This window comes from Plantactinospora solaniradicis (assembly GCF_042658085.1).
Classification (GTDB): domain Bacteria; phylum Actinomycetota; class Actinomycetes; order Mycobacteriales; family Micromonosporaceae; genus Plantactinospora; species Plantactinospora solaniradicis.
On sequence record NZ_JBHSPR010000007.1, the window covers coordinates 767,949 to 790,333 of the forward strand.

A 22,385-nucleotide genomic window follows, 5' to 3' on the forward strand; every position below is an offset into this window, starting at 1 on the left:
GGACTGACGGTAGGCCGATCGGCCTACATTGTCCAGACGTCATGACCCGGCAACGCGCGGCGGGAGAACAACCAGACTGCGACGGCAGTGTCAGGGGACAGCCGTGGTCAGTCCCACCACATGCGCCAGACCGGGGCGTTCAGCAGGCTGGCGGCCAGGTCGGTGAGAGTGTCGGCGAGGTAGTTGTCGTACTCGCCGTCGTTGTACTGCCGGCTGTTGCCCGTTCCACCCGTAGGGCAGGCCGAACCCGCGTCGTTCCGGATCCTCCGGCCACACCCCCTCGCCGGCCAGCTCGGCGCGGAGCGTCGCCGCGTAATCAGGAGAGCTGGTGCGCAGGGCCCTCGGCCTGGAAGCCGGCGACCTCCGCCCCGGACGGCGTGACGAACAACGGACGGACCGGTGGCGTATCGAACACTCGGCCATGTTGATCGAATCGCACTTCGCGGTCAAGATCCGTCCAGGTCCGCTCCCCTACGCAGATCGCGGTCGGCGGCCAATCCAGGGGCGCGCAGGACCTCCACGGCGATCCGGGCGGCCTCGCCCATGGCCAGGTCGACGTCGATCCGGCGAACGGCGAGCCGGTCGCTGCGCGCGAACACCGCGATCGCGTACCGGCCGCCGTCGGGGTACTCGGCGACCCCGGCCTCCAGGTGCAGCCCGGGTAGCGTGCCGGACTTGGCCGCCACCCGGACACCGGGCGGAAAGCCGGCGGCGAGCCGGGTCCAGGAGAGCTGCCGGGACATCCACTCCCGGACCATCTCGCAGGCCGCGCCGGGAGCCGCCTCGTCCCGCCAGACGAGGCCGAGCAGCCGGGTGATCTCCCGAGCGGTGCTCGACGTCGTGTGGGCCGGGTCGAAGACCCGCATCGCGCGGATCCGTTCCGCCGACATGGTCGGGAAGATCCGGGCGAACTCCGCCTCGGTACGGGCTCCGACGTCGGCGAGCATCGTCTCGACCAGTTGCCGGGGGCCACCGAGAATCCGGGTCCGGGGCAGCCCCAGCTCGGCGGCGAGCATCGGCAACACGTCCGCACCCACCCGGCGCAGCAGCAGGTCGGCGGCGGTGTTGTCGCTGACCGACATGGCGAAGTACGCGAGATCCCGCAACGACACCTCGGCGTCGTCGGCGCAGCCCGCGAGCCCCCAGCCGCCGAGCCGGTCGGCGGCCCGGACGAGGACGCGCTCCCGGGGATCGAGCTGACCCGCGGCGACCTGCCGGGCGAACTCCAGCACCAGCAGGATCTTGAAGATCGACGCGATCACCACCTGCTCGTCCGCCCGGACCGCAACCTCCCGACCGACGACCCCGGTGCCGGCGTTGTCCACGTCGACGACGTGCAGGCTGGCGGTCACCCCGGCCCGGGCGAAGACGCCCTCGATCAACTCCTCCACTGCCATCCAGGCACGTTATCCGGCACCCCGACCACCCACCCCGGCGTGGTGACGGCCGGCATGGACCCGGCCGGGGCACCGGCCGGTACGCGGCACTGGCATACCATCGCGTCGTGGACCTGCTCCGACACCTGCGGAACTTCGTGGTCGTCGCCCACGAGCTGCACTTCGGGCGGGCCGCCGAACTGCTCGGGATGGCGCAGCCTCCGCTCAGCCAGTCGATCCAACGGCTGGAACGGGAGTTGGAGACGGAGCTGTTCGACCGGTCCCAGCGGCAGGTACGGCTCACCACCGCCGGTCAGTTGCTGCTCGGCGAGGCCGAGGAACTGCTCGCCGGCCAGCAGCGGCTGCGCAACCTCATGCGGCAGGTCCGGGACGGCACACTGGGCGTGCTCCGCGCCGGGGTGCCACCGGAGACGTCCGCGGTTGTCCTGCGTGAGTTGCTGGACCGGCTCACCGCCCGGGCGCCCGGCCTTGAGGTGGAGCTGCACGAACTGACCAGCGGCGAGCAGACCCGGATGCTGACCGATCGACTGCTCGACGTGGGCCTGATCCACCACCCGGTCGACGCCGACGGGCTGCACCTCGGCACCACGGTCGACGTACCCCTGGGGGTGTTGCTGCCCCGGACCTCGCCGCTGGCCCGGGACCGGCAGGTCGAACTGGCGGCGCTGGCCGGGCTCGACCTGATCACGGCGCCCGCCGCCACGGCGCCCGGCTGGCACGGGTACCTGCTCGACGTCTGCCGGCGGCACCACTTCGTACCGGCCCGGGTACGTCCGGCGCGGAGCCCGGAGTTCCTCCTCGGCCTCGTGCTGGCCGGTGGGGCGGTCGCGGTGGAGCCGGAGGCGCTCGCCCGCCGGGAGCCCCGGATCGCCTGGCGGCCGATCAGCGGTACCCCGCTGGTGAAGCGCACCTCGCCAGCCTGGCCGGGGCACGCCCCGCATCCCGCCGCACCGATGTTCGGCCAGCTCGCCGCCGAGGTCCTCGCCGAGACCGAACCCGGGCTTCCGGCGCCGCCGGCCGGGGCCGCGCCCCGCCCCTGGCCGGTCCTGTTCGACGCGGTCGGCTGACCCGCGTTCCGGTCCACCGCCGGTTTTCGGTGTCCACCGCCGGTTTCCGGTGTCCACCGCCCGTCCTCGGTGTCCGCCGCCGGTCAGTGGGACTCGCGCGAGACCCGGTCGCCGCTGGAGCCGACGAGGAAGTCGAGATCCGCGCCGACCTCGGCGCCGAGCACGGTGTCGACGTAGAGCTTCTCCCAGCCCCGGCTGGGCCGGGCGAGCGCGCCGACGAGGGCCGGCGACGGCGGTCGCGTGTCGAATTCCTGCTGGGGCACGTCCACCGACACCCGCCGGTCCGGCACGTCGAGGGTGATCCAGTCGCCGGTACGCAGCCGGCCGAGGGGACCGCCGGCCGCCGCCTCGGGCGACACGTGCAGCACGACGGTGCCGTACGCGGTGCCGCTCATCCGGCCGTCGCAGATCCGGACCATGTCCCGGACCCCCTGCCGCAGCAGTTTGGTCGGCAGCGGCATGTTCGCGACCTCGGGCATGCCGGGGTAACCCCGGGGGCCGCAGCCACGCAGCACGAGCACGGAGTCGGCGTCCACGTCGAGGTCGGGCGAGTCGATCCGGGCGTGCAGGTCCTCGACGGAGTCGAAGATCACCGCGCGGCCACGGTGCCGCAGCAGGTGGGCACTGGCCGCCGCCGGCTTGATGATGGCGCCGCTCGGGGCGAGGTTGCCGTACAGCACGGCGATCCCGGCGTTCGGTCGCATCGGGACGTCCCGGGTCCGGACGACGTCCGGGTCCCAGATCCGCGCGTCGGCGAGGGACTCGACGAACGGTCGACCGGTGACGTCGATCGCGTCCGGGTCGAGCAGGTCGACCACCTCGCGCAGCACGGCGGCGAGCCCGCCGGCCCGGTGCAGGTCCTCCATCAGGTACTTTCCGGCCGGTTGCAGGTTGACCAGCAGCGGCACGTCGGCGCCGATCCGGTCGAAGTCGGCCAGGGTGAGGGGTATCCCGAGCCGGCCGGCGATGGCGAGCAGGTGGACCACCGCGTTGGTGGAGCCGCCGATCGCGGCGAGCGCGACGATCGCGTTGTGGAACGACCCCGCGCGGAGGATCCGACTCGGCCGGCGGTCGGCGGAGATCATCTCGACGATCAGCCGGCCGGTCTGATGCGAGCGGGCCAGCAGCCGGCTGTCCGGGGCCGGGATCCCGGCGGTTCCCGGCAGTACGGCGCCGAGCGCCTCGGCGAGCAGCGCCATCGTGGACGCGGTGCCCATGGTGTTGCAGTGTCCCCGGCTGCGGATCATCGAGGACTCCGAGTCGAGGAACGCCGCTTCGCTGAGCGTACCGGCGCGGACCTCCTCACTCAGCCGCCACACGTCGGTGCCGCAGCCCAGTGGCGTACCACGGAACGTGCCGGTGAGCATCGGGCCGCCGGGAACGAGCACGGCGGGCAGGTCCACCGACGCCGCCGCCATCAGCAGAGCGGGAATGGTCTTGTCGCAGCCGCCGAGCAGCACGACGCCGTCGATCGGGTTGGCCCGCAGCATCTCCTCGGTCGCCATCGCGGCCATGTTGCGCCACAGCATCGCGGTCGGCCGCATCTGCGTCTCGCCGAGCGAGACCACCGGCAGGTTCAGCGGGACACCGCCGGCCTCCCAGATGCCCTGCTTGACGTGCTCGGCGACCTCGCCCAGGTGGCTGTTGCACGGCGTGAGGTCGGAGGCGGTGTTCGCGATGGCGATCTGCGGGCGGCCCTCGAACGCCGAGTTCGGTAGGCCGCGACGCATCCATGCGCGGTGGATGTAGGCGTTGCGGTCCTGACCGGAGTACCACTGGCTGCTACGAGTCTCAGGCATCGAATTTCCGCTTATGGGAACGCTGGTCCTGCATCTGGAATGTCGGTACCGTACCCGAGTGGCGTCGCTGTGCCGGACCGGCTTCGCCAGCGGGAAGTCCCGGGGCCGCCACGGGCACGGCGACGGGTTCGTCCGGCTCGCCCTCCCGCGTCACGGAGCGCGCTGATGCGGGCCTTCGTCATCACCGGACCGGGTCGGGCCGAGGTCCAGGACGTGCCGCCGCCCGAGGCCGCTCCCGGCGGCGTGGTCGTCGACGTCGAGCAGGCCGGTGTCTGCGGCACCGACGTCGAGTTCTTCACCGGCGAGATGTCGTACCTGCACACCGGGCAGGCGCGATACCCCGTGAGGATCGGGCACGAGTGGTCCGGGACGGTCTCCGCCGTCGGCGACGGTGTCGACCCGGCATGGCGGGGACGTCGGGTCACCGGTGACACCATGCTCGGCTGTGGACAGTGCCACCGGTGTCTCAGCGGTCGTCAGCACGTCTGCGCGGACCGGTACGAGATCGGCATCCGCCACGGCTGGCCCGGAGCCCTCGCGGAACGGGTGCCCGTACCCGTGACGGCCCTACAGGTCCTGCCCGACGCGGTGGACGCGGCGCTCGGCGCCCTCGTCGAGCCCGGCGGGAACGCCCTACGCTCCGTGCAGGGCGCGGACCTGCGGCCCGGCCGGCGACTCCTGGTGCTCGGCCCGGGCACCATCGGCCTGCTCGCCGCCCAGATCGCCGCCGCGCACGGTGTCGAGGTGCACCTGCTCGGGCGTAGCGCCGCCTCGCTCAGTTTTGCCGAGTCGATCGGCTTCGGCGACGTGTGGACCAGGGAGACGCTGCCGGAGCTGCCCTGGGACGCCGTGATCGACGCCTCCAACGCCGCCGCGCTGCCGGCGCTCGCCGCGGAACTCGTCGAGCCGGGAGGTCGGGTGGTGTACGTCGGGCTCGCGGGCCAGCCGAGCCTGCTCGACACCCGCGCCCTCGCGCTCAAGGACGTCACCGCGGTGGGTGTGCTCAGCGCCTCGGGCGCCTTCCCCCGGACAGTGGAGTTGTACGCGTCGGGAGCGGTCGACCCGCGCCCACTCGTCGCCGCCACCGTCGGACTCGACGAGGTCGCCGCCGTGCTCGCCGGCGCCCGCCGACCCGAATGGGGCGACGCACCCAAGATCCACGTAGACCCGCGACGCTGACTCCCGGCGCCGACGGTCAGGCGCTGACGGCCCGGCGCTGACGGCTGCCCGGCGCTGACGGCTGCCCGGCGCCGACGGCTCGGTCAGGTCGCCTCCGCCGCGTGGACCGTCATCGACTCCAGCAGTGGCGCGCCGAACGTGGTCACCATCGCCACGTCGGAGGCGTCGCGCCCCTGGCCGATGAGGATCCGGCCCTTACGGCGGCGGTTGTTGCGCGGGTCGAAGGTCCACCACCGGTCGCCCAGCCAGACCTCCATCCAGGCGGCGAAGTCCATCGGCGCCGGGTCCGGCGGCACGTCCATGTCCGGCAGGTACCCGAAGACATACCGGGCCGGGATGTTCAGCGCCCGGCAGAAGGAGATGGCCAGGTGGGTGAAGTCGCGGCACACCCCGAATCCGGAGGCGTTGACGTCGACCGCCGTCGACTGCGGGCTGCTGCTGCCGTACTGGAAGGTCAGGTGACTGTTGACGTAGTCGCAGATCGCCTGCACCCGGGAGTAGCCCGTCGGCATGGCGCCGAAGCGGGACCATGACTCGTCGCCGAGCATGTCGGGCAGGCAGTATCGGCTGGGCAGGGTGTAGATGAGAACGTCGTCGGGAAGCTCCTCGGGCATCAGCTCGGGCGCGTCCTCGTCGGCCGGCTCGGTCGCGTCGGGTACCAGCACCGAGGCGTCGTAGCGCAACGTCGAGCGGCCGGCGGGCAGGACGAGTCGGGCGCACGGGTTGCCGTAGATGTCGGTGTAGCTCCGAATCCGCAGCCCCGGCTCCTTCGTCCAGCCACGGCTCTGAAGGGTGACCGGCGCCGCGTCACGCGGTTCGACCTGTAGGACGGCCGGGGTGTCGATCGCCGCGACATAGACGAACTCGCAACCCACCACCACCCGCCGCGATCTCATAGTCGAATCGTCCGGGCACGATGTTTCAGGCGCGTTACCAGCGGGGCCGATCTCGGGCCGCGATTCAGGGGCGGCGGGGATCGATGGCGTTGTTCGTCCGATACCCGCCGGATGACCGACGTCGGCATCCGGTGCGAGGATGACCACATGGATGTACGCAGGCGAAGCAATGTCGCCTTCGCCGGTCGGGACAATGGTCCCGTGCTCATGCTCTCGCACGGCTTCGGCTGCGACCAGAACATGTGGCGACGAGTGGTGCCCGAATTAGGGGAGCAATTCCGTTTGCTACTTTTCGATCACGTTGGTTCGGGTAAGTCAGATTTATCCGCCTGGAACGCCGACCGGTACGCGTCCCTGGACGGCTATGCCGACGACGTGTTGCAGATCTGCCACCAGTTCGACCTGCGGCGGGTGGTGTTCGTCGGGCACTCGGTCAGCGCCATGATCGGCGTACTGGCCGCGAACCGGGAGCCTGACCTGTTCGCCGCCCTCGTGCTGCTGACCCCGTCACCCTGCTACATCGACGACGTCGGCTACCGGGGCGGGTTCAGCCATGACGACATTGCGGAGCTGTTGGAGTCGCTGGACAGCAACTACCTCGGCTGGTCGGCGGCGATGGCTCCAGTGATCATGGGAAATCCGGACCGCCCCGAACTGGGCCAGGAGTTGACCAACAGCTTCTGCCGCACCGATCCGGTAATCGCCCGCGCCTTCGCCCGGACCACCTTCCTTTCCGACAACCGTGACGATCTGGCGAAGGTGAGCGTGCCGACGCTGGTCCTGCAATGCGCCAATGATGCGATAGCCCCGGCCGAGGTCGGCGAGTTCGTGCACGCGCAGATCGCCGGCAGTCAACTGGTCACCCTGAACGCCACCGGCCACTGCCCCCAGTTGAGCGCGCCGGACGCGACCGCCGCAGCCATCGCATCCTTCGCGGCCGCATACCGGTGACCGGTCCTGCCGGCCAGGTTCCGGAACGCCCCGATCCACCCGCCAGCTCACCGCACGCGGCGTTCCCGGCCATGCTGGAGGACAACATCGAGGACCTGTACGACAACGCGCCGTGTGGAAACCTGTCCACGTCGTTGGACGGCACCATCGTCAAGGTCAACGCCACGCTGCTCGACTGGCTCGGCTACCGCCGGGACGAACTGGTCGGGCGCCTGCGCTTCACCGATCTGCTCACCGTCGGTGGCAAGCTCTACCACGAAACCCATTTCGCGCCGTTGCTGCAACTCCAGGGCGAGATCAGCGGGATCGCCCTGGAGTTGCGGGCGGCGGATGGCGCGCGACTGCCGGTGCTGGTCACCGCCAGCGTCAAGACCGGTGGCGACGGCCAACCGCTGCTGAATCGCCTCATCGTGTTCGATGCCCGCGACCGCCGCGCCTACGAGCAGGAACTCCTGCGGGCCCGGCAGGTCGCCGAACGCGAACGGGAGCGTCTCCAGCTCCTCGTCGGCAGACTCCAGCGCAGCCTCCTGCCGGCGTCGCTACCCGATCCGGCCGGGATGGAGGCCGCCGCGTACTACCACATGGCCTCTCCCGAAGAGGTGGGCGGCGACTTCTACGATCTGTTCCCGCTCAGCGGTGGCCGATGGGGATTCTTCCTCGGCGACGTGTGCGGCAAGGGCATCGACGCCGCCGCCGTCACCGCCGCCGCCCGCTACACGCTGCGCGCCGCCGCCGTCTACGACCCCACACCGGCCGCCGTGCTCGCCAACCTCAACTCCGTGCTCTACCAGGAATACCGCACCGAGCGACACCGCCACTGCACCGTCGTCTTCGGCATCCTCGTCCCCGACGGTGCCGGGTACACGGCCACCCTCGCCAGCGGAGGCCATCCCCCGGTACTGCTGCTCCGTGCCGACGGCACCGCCGCGTACCAGTCGACCACGGGAGGAACCCTCATCGGCGTACTTCCCGAGGCCCGCATCGTCACCCGGACCGTCCCGCTGGCACCGGGTGACACGCTGGTCCTCTACAGCGACGGGCTGACCGAGGCCCGGGCCGACACCCCCGACGGCCGGTACGGCAGCGACGCCCTCCTCGCCTTCGTCAGCGACCTGTCACCGACCACCGCCCCGGCCGTCGTCGGGGCCCTCACCGACCTGCTGGCCACGTTCGGCGACGGCCCCGACGACGACGTCGCCGTGATGGCACTCGGAATGACGGCCCCGCCCGCCGACCATTAGCGCCGCTGGACGAGAGGGCGCTCACTGGTGGCGGACGAAGACGTCGAGTTCGTCGTTGGTGTCGCCAGGGACCAGGTTGGTCGCCCGGGAGATGAAGCTGACATGCCGTCCGTCGCCGCTGATCGCCGGCCCGTGGGCGGGGGCGTCGGCCTGTGCGCCGGCACCGGACACACTGACTCTGCTGGTCACACCGGTCCAGAGGTCGCGGACGAAGACGTCTTCGGTGTCGTTGGTGTCGTCGGCGACCAGGTTCGTGGCGTCGGTGGCGAAGCTGACGTACCGACCGTCGGCGCTGATCACCGGATTCCAGGCGCTGGTGTTCGACGGGGCGCCTGCGCTGGAGACGGTGACCAGCCTGGTGGTGCCGGCCCGCAGATCGCGGACGAACACATCGATGACACCGTTGGTGTCGTTGACGGTCAGGTTCGACCCGTTCGAGGTGAACACGATTCGGCGCCCGTCGGCGCTGATCGCCGGTCCGTAACTGCCCCACCCGTTGGCCTGCTCCTCGGTGTCGGACACGCTGACCCTGATCGTCACGCCCGCCCGCAGGTCCCGGACGAACACGTCCGGCGCGCTGTTGGTGTCGCCGGGCACCAGGTTCGAGGCGGAGGAGGAGAAGGTGACGTACCGGCCGTCGGCATCGATCGCCGGCTCATAGCTGCCGTCGTCCGCCTGCTCTCCGGCGTCGGAGACACTGGCCCTGGTCGTCACGCCGGCCCGCAGATCCCGGACGAACACGTCCGGCGCGCTGTTGGTGTCGCCGGGCACCAGGTTCGACGCGTACGAGGAGAAGGTGACGTACCGGCCGTCGGCGCTGACCGCCGGTCCGAAACTGCTCCCGTTGGCCGGCCCATTGACGCCGCTCACCGTTACCGCGCTGACCGCACCGGTCCCCACGTCCTTGAGGAACACGTCCTCGACCTCGTTGGAGTCACCGGGAACCAGGTTCGATGCGATCGAGGTGAAGCCGATGTAGCGACCATTCGGACTGATCGTCGGCTCGGCGCTGTTGCCGTTGGCCTGCCCACCATCGCGCGACACGCCGACCCGGATGGTCGTAGCCCGCTCGCGGTCACGAAGGAACACATCGCTCGCGCCGTTCGTGTCCCTCGGCACCAGGTTCGACGCCGCCGAGTCGAAGGCCACGTACCGACCATCGCTGCTGATGGCGTGGCCCAGGCTGTAGCTGTTGGCCTGCGTTCCGGCGGTCGCGACGCTGGCCCGGCTGGTTCGGGTACCCGATTCGGCCGCCTGAGCCATCCCGGCCGGTGGCCCTGCGGTCCCGACCGCCAGCCCGGCGCAGATCGCGGCGATGGCCCGGCGGCAACTCCTGTCGGCGTGCGGTAGTGCTGGTAGACGATGCATGGCGGATCTCCTCTGTCGGGTGAACCTGTCACCCTGTTGGTCCCACCAGATCCGCCATTTGTTCGGCAAACTCATTCGGCAACGCTGTCTGGTTTCGGCATCCACGGTGCGCAGGCGCCTGGCTCACCAGCGCCAGCCGCCGCCGGTCGACCGAGGCACGGCGGGCAGGACTCCGATGCTTCTGCGTCGTGCCGGCGTCCCGGCCTACCTACCGACGCCGGATCTGGCGGCCGCGCGGATGATGGCCGAACGCTGCCGTGCGGTGATCACCTCGGCGGCGACAAGTTGGTTGCCGACCTCGGTCACGTGCCTGACGAACCGGCCATGGTTCGACCACTGCTCGGCGTCGAGGATGTGGTCGTTGATCGTGCAGGCGCCGGCCAACGCCCCGTTCGGTACGCCGCTGTCGACACCACCGATCACGACGGTCTCCCGGGCGTCGCGCTCGGCGCAGACCGGCATCGCCAACGGCCCGCCGACGACGGGAAGCGCGACGGACGCCGCCGCGAGGTCGACGGTGAGCACCGTGCCCGGAGCGGGATGCTGGGTGAACTCGTGATCGGTCGACCAGATCATCAGCCCGATCCGCTGACCGGCGGGGGTGACCTGGTCGTCCGGCTGGAGCGGCACGGTCATCTCGACGAACTTCCCGGGTCTGAGCGGCTCGGAACGCCACAGCGAGCGGTGGTTCTGCGGGTCGGCCCAACCCCGGGTGATGATGCTGGTCGTCGCCCCCCGGGTGCTCGACTCGCACTGGGCGGCCCCGGTCCACGGCAGGCGCACGAGCGCCACCGACAGGTTCGCCGCCGGCCTGCTCGCCGCCAGCCGGAGCTTCACCTGCGGCGTACCGGAGATGTGCAGCGGCGCGGTGAGTTCCGGGGTCACGTAGAGCAGGCGGTTCTCCGACACCGTGCTGGCCAGGATGCCGGCGTTGCAGGCGTCGTGACCGGCGTCGACCAGTTGCTCGGTTCCGGTGCCGGGCCGGGCCAACGAGGTCAGCCCACCGCTGGTACCACCACCGGCTTGCAGCGTCAGGGTGACCGGCGCCGCCGCCGGATTGGGGTAGTCGGCGTACGGCGTGAGCTGGCTCGGGCCCGTCTCGTTGCGCACGATCCACGCCCGGGGGTCGCGCTCGACGCCGTTCCGGACGCCGTACAGGTATCGGGTGAACCACCGGTTGCGGAGGTCCAGCGGCGGGGCGCCGCCGTGTCCACCCTGATGGAAGTACGCCTGCACCGGCGTACCCTGTGCCTTCAGCGCCGCGTGGATCCGGACGCTGTGCTCCGGCACCACGTTCCAGTCGTTGAAGGCGTGCGCCATCAGGGTGGCGGCCCTGACCTTCCCCACGACGTTCAGGTAGTCACGCCCGGCCCAGAACGTGTTGTAGTCGCCGCTCGCCCGGTCCTGGAACCTGTTCATCTCGTCGACCCGGACGTGCCGGGCGCAGTACTCGCGGCGGTCCGGGTACCCGCTGCTGATGTAGTCGAAGAGGTAGTCGATGTCCTCCCCCACCCAGCCGCCCGGGTTCCGGACCAGGCCGTTGGAGCGGTAGTAGTGGTAGTAGGAGGTGTTCGGCGCGATCGGGATGATCGCTCCGAGACCCTTGACCCCGGTGCTCGCCGCGGCCAGCGGAAGGGTCCCGTTGTACGACGTACCGGTCATCCCGACCTTGCCGGTGGACCAGCCGGTCGCCGAGATCTCCGCTCCACCGTCGACACTGGAGTAACCCTTGGCCCGGCCGGCCAACCAGTCGATGACCGCCTTGGGCGCCAGGGACTCGTTGCGACCGCCCACCGTCGGGCACCCCTGCGACAGCCCCGTACCCGGAGAGTCGGAGTGCACCACCGCGAAGCCACGCGGTACCCAGGTGCTGACCTCGCTGGTCGACACGGCGGTACGGTCCGGCTGGTGTGCGATCGGCGGCGGTGAGATCCGGGCCGGGGGTTGCTGACCGAGTTCGTGGGTGACGTCCCAGAAGTACTGCCGCTGGGTCGACGCCGTGCCGGCGTAGTAGGGACTCGTCTCGTAGACGATCGGCACCTTCAGTCCGTCGGCGGTCGGTCCGGGCCGGGTGACGTCCACGTGCATCCGGTCGCGCCGCCCGTCGCCGTCGGAGTCGAACCCGGTCTCGACCCACAGCCGCTGACGGATCCACGTGCTCGGATCGGCGAACTCCGGAACAATCTGGGCCTGCCCATCGACGAAGATCGGCCCGACACCCGCCGGCCCGACATCCGCCGGCCCGACACCCACCGGATCGGCACCTGACGGATCGGCGGCGGCCGGTCCGGCGAGCCCCGTACCGGCGGCCAGGACGACGGTGCACGAAACGGCTACCAGGGCGGCGAACCGAAAGCGTGCGTTCCCACGCCTCATCGGAATTCCTTCCCGTCGTCGGACCAGGTCACAGTGATCGGCGCCGGGACGGTCCGCCGCCGGGTAGGACCGGTTGCCTGCCGACGACGCCGCTCGGTCACCAGACCGTAGCGGTATGTCGCGGTCGACGGCACCAGACAGTTGACGGAACCTCGGCCGGCGTGATCCGTCCGACGTAGCGGCCGGGCGACTTGGGCGTGCTGCGCCGCCTGATCTCCGGCCGGCTGACCGACGGGTCAGTCGCGTCCGTCGATGCCGAGCGCGCCGTCGCGGCGGCGGACGATGCCCAGCGGATTGTCGTCCCGCAGCGCCGGCGGCAGCAGGCTCTGCGGCACGTTCTGGTACGACACGGGTCGCTGGAAGCGCCGCACGGCGGTCGTACCGACGGAGGTGTGGACCGAGCCGGTCGTCGCCGGCCAGGGCCCACCGTGCTGCATCGCCCAGGTGACCGCCACACCGGTGGGCCAGCCGTTCCAGATGACCCGACCCGACCGGGCGGCGCAGAGGTCGATCAGGTGACGGGCGAGGTCGTCCTCGTCGGGCAGCGTGGCGTGCACGGTCGCGGTCAGCCCACCGGGCAGCACCGCCCAGATCTCGTCCAGCTCGGCCCGGTCGGCGTACTCGATCACCAGGGCGGCCGGGCCGAAGCATTCCACCAGCAGTTCCCCGGCGTGGGCCACCAGGTCGGGTGCGGCAACGGCGAGCAGCCACGGCGTCACGTGGTACCCGGCGCCGCCGGCCGGACCGGCCGGAATCGCGCCCGCCGCGATCGTCCGTACTCCCGGCACCGTCGCCAGCGTGGCGACCTCGGCGAGGTAGCCGTCCCGGATCCGCTGGTTCAGCACCGGGCCGACCGCGATCGCCTCGATCGCCTTCGCCAGCGCGTCGGCCAGGCCGTGACCGGCCGGCAGGAGCAGGAGTCCGGGTTTGGTGCAGAACTGTCCCGCGCCCATCGTCAACGATCCGACGAAGCCCGCGACGATTGCGCTCCCCCGGTCGGCGAGCGCCCTCGGGGTGACCACCACCGGGTTCAGCGAGCCGAGTTCTCCGTAGAACGGGATCGGGTCCGGCCGGGCGGACGCCAGGTCGAACAGCGCCCGGCCGCCGGACACCGACCCGGTGAAGCCGACGGCCGTGACCGCCGGATGCACCACCAGGGCCCGTCCGGCCTCCATGCCGTGGACCACGGCCAGGGAGCCGGTCGGGGCGCCGCTCGCGGCGAGGGCGTCCGCGAGGATCCGGCCACACCGGGCCGACAGGGTCGGATGCCCGGGATGCGCCTTGACGACGACCGGACACCCGGCGGCGAGAGCGCTGGCCGTGTCGCCACCGGGCACCGAGAACGCCAGCGGGAAGTTGCTCGCGGCGAAGACCGCGACCGGTCCCAGGGGTACCAGCATCCGCCGCAGGTCCGGCCGGGGCGCCGGTCGGGCCGCCGGATCCGCGGTGTCGATCACGGCCTCCAGCACGGACCCCTCGTCGAGCGCGTCGGCGAAGAGTTCGAACTGTACGACGGCGCGGGTCAGCTCGCCGGCCAGGCGTACCTCGCCGAGCCCGGTCTCCCGTACGGCCAGCTCGACGATCTCGTCCCGGTGTGCCTCCAGTGCCGCGCCGAGTGCGCGCAGCAGCGCGGCGCGGTCCGGCGGGGACATCGCGGCGAGTGCCGGCGCCGCCGATGCGGCCAGCCGAGCGACCCGGTCCAGCTCGGCTGCCGAGGTGTGTGCCACCGGTGCACCCGTCGGCTTTCCGGTGTGCGGATCCACGCCCTGGTCGAAAGCTTCTGTCCGCACCGCGTCCCTCGTCGTCTCGTGTCGCCCGGTCGCACGGTGCGGGGCGGCTTTCCGCCGTGGTCGTCACGCGCCAGACGAATGTAGGGAGTGGAGCGCACCGGTGTCACCGTGCAGATGTCGGCAGGCCGGGAAAAGGCTTCCGACAGCTGAAGGAGCGGGCCCCGGCGGCCGGAAAAGGGCGGCCCGAAAGGGAATTGAAGTCTTGACCCGGTTCCCGCTGTGAGCGTTAACATGCAGGGCACCGCGTCGCCCCGCATCGGGTGGTCTCCGGACCACATCGCCGACCGTCCCGTTCGCCGTACGCCAGTTCGATGCCGACGCGTCCCTGCCCGACGCGCAGCCGCACCCGTCCCGTTGTCGCGAATCCCGTCTGACCGGGTCACCCCGACTGCGCCTGAGGATCGACCGCGCGGATCCCAGGTGGACTCGACCGGCCCATCCGGCCGGCGGGCCCGCACCCCTGAGCACCGGCAGAACAGAGGAGACCACCGTGAGCAAGAGGTTCTCTCGACGCGACGCCCTACGGCTGGGCGCGATGGCGGCGGCCGTACCGGCCTTGGGGTCCCTCGCCCCCACCTCGGCCGCCGGAGCGACACCGGCCGCCACGGGTGGCGGCGCAGCCGGGGGTGTCGGCGGGGTGCCACCCCGACCGGGCTGGACCGCCGACACCTGGGCCGTCCGGCCCTTCGCCCTGAACCAGGTGGCCCTGCGCGACGGAATCTTCCAGCAGAAGCGCGACCGGATGCTCAACTACGCGCGGAACTACCCGGGCACCGGCGGTGTCCTCGACGGCCCGGACCGGATGCTGCACCTGTTCCGGGCCAACGCCGGGCTGCCCGCCCCCGGCACCTGGCCCGGCGGCTGGGACACCCCGAACCACCTGCTGCGGGGCCACTTCACCGGGCACTACCTGACGATGCTGGCCCAGTGCTACGCCGACACCGGCGAGGAGGTCTTCGTCGACAAGCTCGACTACCTCGTCGAGGAGTTGGGCAAGTGCCAGCGGGAGTTGGATCGCCGGAACCGGGGCCGGGTCCCCGGCCGCTCCGGCCGGGCGGTACGGCTGAGCGACCCCCATCCCAACCAGTACGTCCGGCTGCCGGCCGGCATCCTCGACGGCGTCACCGACCTCACGGTCAGCACCTGGGTGAACCTGGCCAGCGCCCAGACCGCCGCGAAGGTCTTCAGCTTCGGCGCCGGCCCGAACTCCTACCTGTCGCTCACCGCACGGGTGTCGGCCGATGCCGGTCCACGCTTCGCGATCACGAACAGTGGCGCCGCGAACGAGCAACGGGTGAGCGGCGGCGGCCCCGTCGCCGTGAACGAGTGGACACACCTGGCCGTCACCCTCTCGACGACCGAGGGCATGGCCCGGATCTACGTCGACGGCGTCGAGACCGGCGCGGGCAGCGTGACCCTCGGTCCGGCCGGCCTCGGTCGGACCGTCGACAACTGGATCGGGCGCTCGCCGGCCAACAACGACCCGCTGCTCAACGCGACGGTGGACGACCTCCAGGTCTACGGCCGGGCGTTGACCGCGGACGACATCCGCACGCTCGCCGCCGCCCCGGACGGTCAGCCGGAAACGCCGGTGGGGGCCGGGCCGCTGGTCTGGTACCGGTTCGAGGAGGAGGGCGAGACCGCCGTCGACCACTCCGGCAACGGCCACGACGCCACGATCGTCGGCACCAGCCATCCGGGCTACCTGTCCGCGTTTCCCGAGGGCCAGTTCAGCCGGCTCGAACCGCCGACCTTCCAACCCAACAGCGGGCCGAACGCCGTCTGGGCGGTCTGGTACACCTGCCACAAGATCATGAGGGGCCTGCTCAACGCGTACCAGCTCACCGGCAACGAGGAGGCGCTGGAGATCGTCTTCCGGATGGGCGACTGGGCACACGGCCGGCTCAGCCGGATCAGCCGGGCCGACCTGGACCGGATGTGGAACATCTACAGTGCCGGCGAGGCCGGCTCGATGAACGAGGTCATGGCCGAGCTCTCGGCGCTCGCGCCCGACCCCGGTCAGCGGGACCGCTACCTGAACACGGCGAAGGCGTTCACCTTCAGCACGCTGTTCGAGGCGTCGATCGCGGAGCGGGACGAGCTGAGCGGGCGGCACGCCAACCAGTACATGGCGCCGAACATCGGCTACCTGCGGATCTTCGAGCGGACCGGCGAGGCCGACTACCACCGCGCGGCGAAGAACTTCTGGTCGATGGTCGTACCGCACCGCATCTTCAGCAACGGCGGCGCGGGGCAGAGCGAGCACTTCCGGCAGCGCGGCGTCATCACCTCCGGATTCTCCTCCAGCACGGATCCCCGGCACGCGGAGACGTGCTGCGCGTACAACATGCTGCGGTTGACCCGGAACCTCTTCTTCCACGACCCGGATCCGGCGTACCTCGACTACTACGAGAAGGCGCTGCACAACCAGATCCTCAGTTCGCGCCGGGACGTCGACAGCGTCACCAGCACCGAGGTGACCTATCACCAGAACATGTGGCCCGGCCGGTCGAGAAGAATCGGCAACGTCGTCGAGTACAGCCGGTACGGCGGCAACGGCAGTTGCTGCAACGGCACCGGCCTGGAGAGCCACACCAAATACCAGGAGTCGATCTACTTCCGGTCGGCCGACGACTCGACGCTGTACGTCAACCTCTTCATCGCCTCCGCGCTGAGCTGGCCGGAGCGCGGCTTCGTGATCAGTCAGGAGACCGACTACCCGGCGCAGGGCGCCAGCACGCTCCGGTTCGACCGGGGCCGTGGCCGGCTGAGGGTGAAGCTCCGGGTGCCCTCCTGGGTCGGCTCCGGCTACACCGTCCGGATCAACGGAGTCCGGCAGAAGCTCCGGGCCGACCCGGGAAGCTACGTGACGCTGGACCGCCGGTGGAGTGAGGGCGACCGGATCGACGTGGCGATACCGCTGCGCTTCCGGGTGGAGAAGGCCCTGGACGACCACTCCGTCCAGTCGATCCTCTACGGACCGACCCTGATGGTCGTCCGGGACGGCAACCCGAGCTACCGGGAGTTCGCGTTCTTCAAGGACCTGAAGCTGGACGGCGACCTGGGTGGGGCGATCGAACCGACGGATCTGCCGATGCACTTCCGCACCCACGGTTACCTGCTGGCCCCGTACTACATCTCCGATCCGGTGCCGGGCGAGTTCAACGCCTACCACCCGTACGTCCGGCGGGTGGAGCCGGAGGTCGTGTTCGGGTCGGTCGGCACCGGCGTGCCCAACGACGGTATCCGGGACGACGACGGGGAGACCTTCCTCGACCGGGTCTGGGAGTCGGCGCCCTTCGCCCGGCACGGCGACTTCGTCCGACGGGTGGTGAAAGTCTCGGACCAGTGGCTGGCGGCGGGCCGGCACACCCGCGACCAGCGGCGGGCGATCCTGCTCGCGGCGGTCCGGGCCCGGTCGGCCCTGAGCGCCTGACCGGACTGCTGGACCCCGGCCCGGGCGACGAGGCGGACCACGCCGCCCAGGGAGAGCATCAGCAGGCCGCCGGTCGCGAGGTGGACGCCCCATCCCGGGCCGGCCAGGGGCATCAGGGCAGCCAGCGGACAGGTCAGCAGCGGAGCCAGCCAGATCGCGGGTCCCGGCCCGATCCGCGTGATGACGCGACGCGCGACGAGCGCGCCGAGCAGCCCGCCGCAACCCATCGCCGACAGCACCACCCCGATCCCGAACGATCCCAGGTGGATCTCCCGGGCCAGGAACACCAGCAGCATGGTCTGGTAAATGACCAGGAACAGCCCGAACACCCCGTCGGCGAGCACGATCGCCCGGAGCAGCGGATGCCCGAGCACGAACCTCAGCCCGGCGGCTATCTCCCGGCCCAGCGATGGCCGCCCCGTCGGCGCGTACGGGACCTCACGGCTGCGGATCCGCCCCACGAACAGCGCCGACACCGCCATGCCCAGCGAACTCGCCGCGAGCGCGACGGGTGCCCCCAGCAGGCTCACCAGCGGACCGGTCAGTCCCGGCCCGCTGACGCTGGCCGCCGAGCGCACCGACGCCAGTTTGGCGTTGCCCTCGGTCAACCTGTCCCGCCCGACCAGGTGCGGCAGACAGCTGACGTATGCGACGTCGAAGAAGACCGTCAGCACACCATGGACCAGCGCCACGGCGAGGAGCAGCCACATCGTGAGGACGTCGGCCCACCAGGCAACGGGTACGGTCAGAATCGTCGCGGCGCGCAGCAGGTCGGTGTGGATCAGGACCGAGCGCTTCCGAAGCCGATCGACCCAGGCTCCGGCGGGTAGTCCGACCAGCAACGAGCCTGCCGTCGTCGCGGCGCTGAGCAGGCCCACCTCGAACTCGCCGACGTCCAGCGCGACAATTGCCACCAGGGGCAGCGCAAGAAAGATGACGCGGTCCCCGAGTTGACTCGTCGCGGTGGCGACGAACAGCCGACGGAAATCGGGGTCGCGTAACAGGCCGAATCGGTCGGCCAGCGGCATCGTGGACCCCTAGGGTAGGCGGCGGTCCGGAAAGCCTAACCGGACCATTCCCGCCCGAACCCGCCCACGCTCGTCGAACGGAGCGGCTTGGCCAGCGGCCGGAACGCGGCCCAACATCTAGAACAGCACGTCGGCACTGGTGACGAGCTGCCCGGCACCGATGAATCGACGCGCGACCAGGAGGCCGGCATCGTGAGCTGCCTGGCCGCCATGGCTGGCGGATGCATCGGTCACCAACCAAGGCGTCAGATTGTGCTCGAAGGCGTCTACGGCCGACTTCAAGACGCAGCTTTCCGTGGCGATGCCACAGAAGATCAAGTCTGTCCACCCCTCGTCTTGCACAAGCGAAACGAAGTCTGGCGTGAAGCACGAGTAGATCTTCTTGTCGATCAGGGCTCGTGCCGCTCCCGCGTGCGGGATCAACTCGGGCACAATGTCGGTTTCTGGTGGCCCGTGCAACTTCGACCAGTGGATCAGCCGCTCATACAGACTGCCGGGGTAGTTGTGATAGCGGGTGAAGACGAGGGGCCGCTGGGCAGCCTCCCAGCGCCTCACAAGGTCCAGGACCTTGGGCACGACGTGCTGACTGCGCTCGGTAATGAAGCCGTTCTGCACGTCAACGACTACCAGGGCAGCGCGCGCAACGTTCATGTCCCAAGTCTGCCAACCAGCGCCTCGGTCTCGGAGCAGCACGGAAATATGACGCGGTCCGGAAAGCCTAACCGTCCAGCCGAATCGTCGCCGAAAACATTTCGTACAACAGAAGTAGATTCGCGTGCGCCGATCTCCCAACACCTGCCGATAGACCGCCTTCACTGCCTTAAGTAGCTTCCTCAATGCACACCCAGGCATTGATCCCGCTACGCCGGAGGTTCGGCATGCCACAACGTCTGACATCCCTGCTCGCGCTGGGATCGCTCGTCACGGCGAGTTCCCTGCTCGGCGGAACGCCGACGCCGGCCGGAGCCGCGCCGGACATCCCGGCCACGATCCGGCTGGACGCACCCGAAACACCGAATCTCGCCGGCTCCGGCCAACTGGCGGTGACGGTCTTCAGCAGCGACGAGGTGGATGCCACCGGACTCGATCCGGGCACCGTACGGCTCGGTCAGGACGCCGGAGCGAACCTCGGACACGGCGTCGGGGTCGCCCGATGGGTCGGCGGTGCCGTTATCACCGGCGTGACCGATGTGGACTCCGACGGACGCGACGACCTCCGGTTGTACTTCGACAAGGAAGCCCTGCGTGCGGGCGGACACCTCGACGCCACCACCACCGAGCTGAGCATCTCGGGCCGGCTGCGGGACGGCCGCCCGGTCGGCGGATCGGACGCCGTCGCCCCGCAGGTCGTACTCGAGGTCAAGTTCCAGGAGGCGGCCGTGGTGCGCGGCGCCGACGGCAACCTGCGCAGCGACCGGGGTCAGGACCTGACCGGGGTACGAGCGGTCCTGGACCGGCACGGCGCCGTCCAACTCGCTCCGCTGCTGCCGGAACGGACCAGCGCGCAACTGTCCCGGCTCACCGCGATGGCGGCGTCACGGTCCGGGCGGCCGGCGCCGGACATGGCCTCCTGGTACCACCTCACGCTGCCGGCCGGGGCGGACCCCGCCGCGGCCCTCAAGGACCTGCACGCCCTTCCCGAGGTGGCCTGGGCCTATCCGGCGCCCGAACCGGCCCCGCCGCCCGCCGCCCCCGCGACCCCCGACTTCACCTCGATGCAGGGCTACCAGCGGCCGGCCCCGCAGGGCGTCGACGCGGACTTCGCCCGGCAGGACCCGAGAGCGCGGGGAGCCGGAATCCGCATCGTCGACCTGGAGTACGACTGGAACCCCTTCCACGAGGATCTGCAACTCGACTGGTCCAGCGACCTCGGCGGCACCCAGTACCCCCGGAACACGAGTTTCGCCGACGAGCACGGTACGGCGGTCTTCGGCGAACTGGTCGCCGAGGAGAACGGGTACGGGGTGACCGGCGGCGTACCGGACGCGTCGATGTTCGGCATCTCCCCGATGCAGCGGCTGAGCAGTGGCCAGGCGAGCTACCGCCCGGCGGCGGCGATGACCCACGTCGCCCAGTTCCTCAGCCCCGGTGACGCGCTGCTGATCGAGCAGCAGACGGTGGGCCCGAACGGCGGCACCCGGTACGTCCCGGCGGAGTGGACGCAGTCGGTCTTCGACGCGACGAGGCTGCTCACCCAGCTCGGAGTGGTGGTGGTCGCCACCGGGGGCAACGGGGGCGAAAACCTCGACGGCCCGGAGTTCCAGGGGCGCTTCAACCGGTCGGTGCGGGACTCCGGCGCGATCGTGGTCGGTGCCGGTTCGAGCACCAACCGGTCCCGGCTGAACTTCTCGGTCTACGGGTCCCGGGTCGACGTACAGGGCTGGGGGCAGAACATCACCACCACCGGCAGCAACGGCAACCTCCAGGGCGGCACCGGCGCGGCGAACCTCAACATCCGGTACACCCGGTCGTTCGGCGGCACCTCCGGCGCCGGGCCGATCGTCACCGGAGCCGTGGTGGCGATCCAGTCCTACCTGAAGGCGACCGGCCGACCGGTCTGGACCGCCGGGCAGCTCGGCAACCTGCTGAAGTCGACCGGTACGCCACAGGGCGGCGACGTCAGCCAGCGCATCGGGCCGCTGCCGAACCTCCGGGCAGCCCTACAGAGCGTCGGGTCCGCCGCGCCGGCCACCGCCGGAACCCGCTGAGGACCTGAAGGAAGGGGCCCTTCTTATCGTTTTCTGTAGAAGAAGGGCCCCTTCCTAACACCTGTGTCAGGGGGCGAGCACCAGCTCGCGGAGCGTGCCGTCGAGGGTGGCGGCGTCCACGCCACCCGGCCAGCCGCGCAGCAGGGCGCCGCCCTTGGCGACCAGCACGACGGCCGGCGGCTCGCGGACGGCGTACGACCGCCAGATGGTGCCGGTGTCGTCGAGCACGACCGGGTACTCCACCCGGTGCTCACGCAGGTACGCCTGCACGGCGTCCGGCTCGTCCTCGCCGGCCACCCCGACGAAGACCACCTTGTCGCGGTAGCCGCGGGCCAACTCGCTGAAGCCGTCCTGCCGCTGCGCGCAGGTCGTACACCAGGAATTGAAGAAGGTGAACACCACCGGCCGCTCGGCCCACAGGTCGGCCACCGCGAGCGGGCTGCCGTCGGTGAGCGTGCCGGAGACCCGAGGGGCGACCGGCGAGTCGGTGGGTGCCGGCCGGAGCGCGAGATCGCCCGGCACCGGTCCGGGCATGGCCGCGGCCCCACCCGCCACGGCGGGCACCGGACCGGGATCGTCGTCGCCCGAGGTGCAGCCGCCGGCAACGAGCGCGGCAGCCACGGCGAGCGCGACGACGACCGGTACCGTCCGCCGGAACCGCCGCCTCACGACGGCACCACGGCGACCAGCGCCGGGCCCTCGCTGCTGTCCTCGGTCAGGTCGATCGGCTTGCGGTCGTCCACGACGAGCCGGTACGTCTCCCGGCGCGTCACGGTGACCGGGATGGCGAACTCGCAGAACGTCGGGATGCGCTCCACTTCCAGGTCCTCCTCGAAGGTGCGGACCGACTTGCCGGGCGGCAGTACGCCCTCGGCCAGCGTCCTGCCGTCCGCGTCCACGACCCGGTACGGCGCCTTGTTGTGGAAGTAGGTGTAGGGGCCGGTGCCGGCGCAGTCGACGCCCTCGGGCCGGATGTTGATGTCCCGGACCAGCACCCGGACCGTCATCGCGGAGCGGGGCTCGTCGTCGTCGCCGCAGCCGGCGAGCACACCGGACAACAGCAGCGGCAGTAGCGCCGCCAGGCGACCGTATCGCGAGCGCCGCACGTGTCCTCCGGGGGTGAATCGTGGTGGGGATGCTGTCCGAGGG

15 protein-coding genes and 1 pseudogene are annotated in these 22,385 nt (G+C 70.8%); 6 read left to right on the forward strand and 10 right to left on the reverse strand.

Features of this window, described 5'->3' with window-relative positions:
- Nucleotides 1-446 precede the first annotated feature (446 nt).
- Entirely contained in the window at nucleotides 447-1,397 is a 951-nt protein-coding gene (locus tag ACFP2T_RS09430) for a serine hydrolase (protein WP_377419763.1), read from the reverse strand.
- A gap of 107 nt (nucleotides 1,398-1,504) precedes the next feature.
- Here ACFP2T_RS09430 and ACFP2T_RS09435 point away from each other — a divergent pair, with 107 nt between their 5' ends.
- Nucleotides 1,505-2,464, forward strand: a complete 960-nt coding sequence (locus tag ACFP2T_RS09435) for a LysR family transcriptional regulator (protein ID WP_377419765.1) — start codon at nucleotides 1,505-1,507, stop codon at nucleotides 2,462-2,464.
- A gap of 83 nt (nucleotides 2,465-2,547) precedes the next feature.
- Here the strand turns inward: ACFP2T_RS09435 and ACFP2T_RS09440 are convergent, their stop codons facing one another.
- Nucleotides 2,548-4,263: an IlvD/Edd family dehydratase gene (locus ACFP2T_RS09440; RefSeq protein ID WP_377419767.1), complete on the reverse strand. Its 1,716-nt coding sequence runs from the start codon at nucleotides 4,261-4,263 to the stop codon at nucleotides 2,548-2,550.
- A gap of 165 nt (nucleotides 4,264-4,428) precedes the next feature.
- Between ACFP2T_RS09440 and ACFP2T_RS09445 the strand changes: the two genes are divergently transcribed.
- Nucleotides 4,429-5,442 carry a zinc-dependent alcohol dehydrogenase gene (locus tag ACFP2T_RS09445; protein WP_377419769.1) on the forward strand — a complete coding sequence of 338 codons (1,014 nt, stop codon included), beginning with the start codon at nucleotides 4,429-4,431 and terminating at the stop codon, nucleotides 5,440-5,442.
- Nucleotides 5,443-5,525: 83 nt separating this feature from the next.
- On the opposite strand, the gene ACFP2T_RS09450 is transcribed toward ACFP2T_RS09445, so the two are convergent.
- A complete protein-coding gene (locus ACFP2T_RS09450; protein ID WP_377419771.1) occupies nucleotides 5,526-6,338 on the reverse strand; it encodes a transglutaminase-like domain-containing protein in 813 nt (270 codons plus the stop codon).
- 111 nt (nucleotides 6,339-6,449) lie between these two features.
- On the opposite strand from ACFP2T_RS09450, the gene ACFP2T_RS09455 reads away from it, so the two are divergent.
- Entirely contained in the window at nucleotides 6,450-7,289 is an 840-nt protein-coding gene (locus ACFP2T_RS09455; RefSeq protein ID WP_377419773.1) for an alpha/beta fold hydrolase, read from the forward strand.
- Nucleotides 7,286-8,530, forward strand: coding sequence for a PP2C family protein-serine/threonine phosphatase (locus ACFP2T_RS09460; protein WP_377419775.1), 1,245 nt, complete (start codon nucleotides 7,286-7,288; stop codon nucleotides 8,528-8,530). The genes ACFP2T_RS09455 and ACFP2T_RS09460 overlap by 4 nt, the downstream gene beginning before the upstream one ends.
- A 21-nt stretch (nucleotides 8,531-8,551) precedes the next feature.
- Here the strand turns inward: ACFP2T_RS09460 and ACFP2T_RS09465 are convergent, their stop codons facing one another.
- The 3 genes from ACFP2T_RS09465 to ACFP2T_RS09475 form a co-directional block, all read right to left on the reverse strand.
- Complete coding sequence (locus ACFP2T_RS09465) at nucleotides 8,552-9,898, reverse strand: TolB family protein (RefSeq protein ID WP_377419776.1); 1,347 nt, start codon at nucleotides 9,896-9,898, stop codon at nucleotides 8,552-8,554.
- A 204-nt stretch (nucleotides 9,899-10,102) separates the two neighbouring features.
- On the reverse strand, nucleotides 10,103-12,274 hold the full coding sequence (locus ACFP2T_RS09470; protein WP_377419778.1) for a Xaa-Pro dipeptidyl-peptidase: 2,172 nt from the start codon (nucleotides 12,272-12,274) through the stop codon (nucleotides 10,103-10,105).
- A 236-nt stretch (nucleotides 12,275-12,510) separates the two neighbouring features.
- Nucleotides 12,511-14,064: an aldehyde dehydrogenase (NADP(+)) gene (locus tag ACFP2T_RS09475; RefSeq protein WP_377419780.1), complete on the reverse strand. Its 1,554-nt coding sequence runs from the start codon at nucleotides 14,062-14,064 to the stop codon at nucleotides 12,511-12,513.
- A 535-nt stretch (nucleotides 14,065-14,599) separates the two neighbouring features.
- Between ACFP2T_RS09475 and ACFP2T_RS09480 the strand changes: the two are divergent.
- Nucleotides 14,600-16,972, forward strand: a pseudogene (locus tag ACFP2T_RS09480) (beta-L-arabinofuranosidase domain-containing protein); the annotation flags it as partial.
- Between the two features lie 260 nt (nucleotides 16,973-17,232).
- On the opposite strand, the gene ACFP2T_RS09485 reads toward ACFP2T_RS09480, so the two are convergent.
- Nucleotides 17,233-18,528, reverse strand: coding sequence for an MFS transporter (locus ACFP2T_RS09485; RefSeq protein ID WP_377419782.1), 1,296 nt, complete (start codon nucleotides 18,526-18,528; stop codon nucleotides 17,233-17,235).
- Between the two features lie 117 nt (nucleotides 18,529-18,645).
- Nucleotides 18,646-19,179 (reverse strand): cysteine hydrolase family protein, encoded by a 534-nt coding sequence (locus ACFP2T_RS09490; RefSeq protein ID WP_377419784.1) that lies wholly within the window; start codon nucleotides 19,177-19,179, stop codon nucleotides 18,646-18,648.
- Between the two features lie 227 nt (nucleotides 19,180-19,406).
- Here ACFP2T_RS09490 and ACFP2T_RS09495 point away from each other — a divergent pair, with 227 nt between their 5' ends.
- Entirely contained in the window at nucleotides 19,407-21,236 is a 1,830-nt protein-coding gene (locus ACFP2T_RS09495; RefSeq protein WP_377419786.1) for a S8 family serine peptidase, read from the forward strand.
- Nucleotides 21,237-21,302: 66 nt separating this feature from the next.
- Here the strand turns inward: ACFP2T_RS09495 and ACFP2T_RS09500 are convergent, their stop codons facing one another.
- Nucleotides 21,303-21,905 (reverse strand): TlpA family protein disulfide reductase, encoded by a 603-nt coding sequence (locus ACFP2T_RS09500; protein WP_377419788.1) that lies wholly within the window; start codon nucleotides 21,903-21,905, stop codon nucleotides 21,303-21,305.
- Nucleotides 21,902-22,342, reverse strand: a complete 441-nt coding sequence (locus ACFP2T_RS09505; RefSeq protein WP_377419790.1) for a hypothetical protein — start codon at nucleotides 22,340-22,342, stop codon at nucleotides 21,902-21,904. Before ACFP2T_RS09505 ends, ACFP2T_RS09500 begins: the two co-directional genes overlap by 4 nt.
- Nucleotides 22,343-22,385: the final 43 nt, after the last annotated feature.